The organism is Nonomuraea sp. 3N208 (assembly GCF_052245935.1).
Lineage (GTDB): Bacteria > Actinomycetota > Actinomycetes > Streptosporangiales > Streptosporangiaceae > Nonomuraea.
The window spans coordinates 1-1,672 of record NZ_JBQQBR010000137.1; the positions used below are offsets into that span (position 1 = coordinate 1).

1 protein-coding gene is annotated in these 1,672 nt (G+C 64.0%); it reads right to left on the reverse strand.

The features are described 5' to 3' along the window. Window positions 1-321: 321 nt before the first annotated feature. Window positions 322-1,449 carry a glycoside hydrolase family 53 protein gene (locus tag ACTWPT_RS59845; RefSeq protein ID WP_443186451.1) on the reverse strand — a complete coding sequence of 376 codons (1,128 nt, stop codon included), beginning with the start codon at window positions 1,447-1,449 and terminating at the stop codon, window positions 322-324. Window positions 1,450-1,672: the final 223 nt, after the last annotated feature.

Sequence of the window (1,672 nt, forward strand, 5' to 3'; positions counted from 1 at the left end):
GAAGAGCCGGCGGATGCGGGGTTGCTGTCGTCAGCGGGCGGCTCGGGCACTACGGTAAGCGGCACGGGTGTGCCTTCCCGACCGACGTTGGCGCGTCGGCCTTATCTCGAAACCACATCGGATGATCAGGGAAGGTACACCCCTTCCCGGCAGATCCACAGGTTTCGATCATTGCTCCCGAGCGTCTCGCTATGCTTCTCGACGCTAGAGATCGATCACCGTGTTGCGACAACCCCTGGAATTCACCGAATCCCGGGCGGGGCTTTCTTATGGCTTGGAGGCGCCATGTAGTTCGGGACCCAGGGCGGGCCTCGGCTCGCGCTACGGGCTCCACCTGATGTTGGGGTTGATGCCGCCGGTCCAGTTGAAGGTGGCCATGTTGTCCCACTGGTTGCCGGTGTCGTTCATGTTGGCCGGGTCCCAGCCGTTGCCGGAGATCGCGTACCAGGTCGGCTCCCAGTAGAAGACCCCTATGGCTCCGGCGTTGCGGGCGGTGTTCTGGACCGCGGTGAAGTTGCTCGCCTGCCCCGACCACGTGGCCGGGTAGCCGGAGCACGGTGCCGAGCCGTTCACCACGTTCGCCTCGCCGTCGGCGTTCGCCGCGGTGAACGGGTAGGCGGTTTCGGCCACGATCACCGGCTTGCCGTAGCGGGTCCTCACGTCGTTGAGCACCGAGGACAGGGTGGACAGGGAGCCGTGCCACATGCAGTAATACGACAGGGCGGTGATGTCCCACGGCACGCCTTTGGCGCGGATTCCGTCGTAGAACCAGCGTGCGTTGGCGAGGCTGTTGGCGTTCGCCGTGTGGATGATCACTTGGGTACCGCTGTTGCAGGCCTTGGTCGCGTTGTAGCCCGCCTTCAGCAGCAGGCTCAGGTTGGTGAAGTCGTTGTTGACGACCCTGCCGTCGTTCCAGAGCATCCCGACGTTGATCTCGTTGCCGATCTGCACGCTGTCCGGCGTGGTGCCCTGCGCCTTAAGGCTGGTGCAGACGTCGTAGGTGTAGTTGTAGACGTCCGTCTGGAGCTGGCTGATGCCGTGGCTGGCCCAGGCGGCCGGTTTGTACTGCTTGCCGGGGTCGGCCCAGGTGTCCGAGTAGTGGAAGTCGATCATCAGGCCGAGGCCCCTGGCCTTGACCGCCCGGGCGTACGCCAGGACCTTCGCCTTGTTGTTGTATCCGCTCGCCGGGTTGTTCCAGATGCGCAGCCGGACGTAGTTGACTCCGACGCCCGTGAGAATGTCCAGCGGGTCGGCGGCCGTGCCGGCGGCGTTGTAGTACCTGGCTCCGAGGTCCAGGCTGCGCTGGACCGAGGAGATGTCGGCGCCGCGCATGGTCAGCGTGGCGGCCGAGGCGGGCGGTGGACTCGCCGGTATGAGAGCGAGAAGCATCACCAGTGTCAGCAGGAGCGTGACCCCGATTCTCCTCCATAAGCAGTGGTAGACGGCCATTCCGATCTCCTTGACCAAGAAATGGGTGGGGGTGGTCTTGATCCGCTGCCTCTGTGAACGCTCACGGACGGATGTGATGAAGACATGCCAGAAAAACGTAAGCATTCATCAGGGCTCAAGATCGGGTACGGCGTGAGCGTCGTGCTGCTCGTGGGATGATCTTTCGGTGCAGGCTGGGGATGGGCGTCCGTCGTATGACGAGCTTGCCGCCCTGGTCGTGGAG